This is a genomic window from Streptomyces sp. NPDC060064, assembly GCF_042736455.1.
GTDB lineage: Bacteria > Actinomycetota > Actinomycetes > Streptomycetales > Streptomycetaceae > Streptomyces.
This window is the reverse complement of sequence record NZ_JBHWWF010000099.1, coordinates 3347-4679: the sequence shown is the minus strand read 5'-3', so window position 1 is coordinate 4679 and position 1333 is coordinate 3347. Positions and strand designations below refer to the sequence as shown.

General features: G+C 70.4%; 1 protein-coding gene. It reads left to right on the top strand.

From position 1 onward, the window contains the following. A partial coding sequence (locus tag ACFWDI_RS40860; RefSeq protein WP_385312163.1) for a hypothetical protein occupies positions 1 to 1280 on the top strand: 1280 nt, incomplete at its 5' end. Positions 1281 to 1333 lie beyond the last annotated feature (53 nt).

Below are 1333 nucleotides of genomic sequence, written 5' to 3'. Positions count from 1 at the left end.
CCACGCCCCGAAAGGACCTGATCGTGAAGTTCAAGACCACCACCGAGTACCGCACCGAGCCCCGTGAGATCACCGTGGACGGCAAGACCCACACCCGCCCGAAGCGCGTGGCGGTCCAGGTCCCCAGGCTCCCCAGCGACTGGGACCAGCTCGCCACCTCCGGCGCGGTCGCCCTGGTGCTCACCCTCACCTCGATCGCCGTCGTCTGGTCCACCTTCTCCATCGGTGACCTCCTGGGCGGTGGCGTCGGCCTCGCCGCGGCCGTCCTCTTCGACCTGGCCTGGGTCATCTGCCTCCTGCTGGAATGGCTGGCCCGCTTCGACGAGGACAAGCGCGCTTTCCCCAAGAAGATGGGCTGGGCGCTCCTCTTCATCACCATGGGCGCGATCTTCTGGCACGGCATGGGGAGGGACAACGTCGCCCTGGCCGTGGTCGGCGCGGTCGTCTCGATGGTGGCCAAGGCCCTGTGGATGGGGATCATGCGGCACATCAACCGCGACTTGTCCGAGGACCACCGCGAGTGGGTCAAGGCAGAGATGAGCGAGGCCAACGCCAAGATGGCCATCGCCCAGGTCCGCCGGCAGGCAGCCCGCGCCGACGTCCGCGCCTCCATGGAGCTGCTGGCCGCCGAGCGGATCCGCTCGCAGTACGCCGCCATCGCCCCGGCTCCCGTCGCCCAGGCGTCGCCTGTCCTGGATCTTCCGGCCAGCCCCGGGCGCGCCGAGATCACGCTGCGGCGTGCGGTGGGTGCGATCCTCACCGACGCGAACCAGTACGCCATTGCCTCGGACGTCGAGATCAGCGAAGAGGCCACGGACGCGATCAGCGCCGCGTACGCGGACGGATGGTCTGTCCGGGAGGTCTACGACGCCGCTACTCAGGTCCGCCGCCACCGCCGGAACATCCTTGATGACGCCACGACGGCACGAGGCCACGACGTCACCATCCGGACGGAGACCAGCGGATATCCGGCGGAAGCCGTATCCGCCCAGGCCAGTACCCCGGACGCCGGGCAGAGCGTCCGCCCGGATATCCGCTCCGAGCCGGAGCCCGAGCACGACAAGGAGCGTGTGCCCGACCAGCGTCCGGCCTCCCTGGCCGCCACGGTCAAGGCCCTGGTGGCCGAGGGGCTGACCGACGCCGAGCACATCGCCCGCTCCCTGGCCCGCCGGTTCGACCGGCAGGCCACGGACCCGACCTACGTCGAGACCGTCAAGCGCTACGTCCGCGAGGCGAAGAACGCCGAGCCCAACGACGGGATGGACGCCGCCTACCTGTAGCCGGCCACCGGCCCCGACCGGCGGGCAAGCCTCGGATACCCCCGGGCACGGAC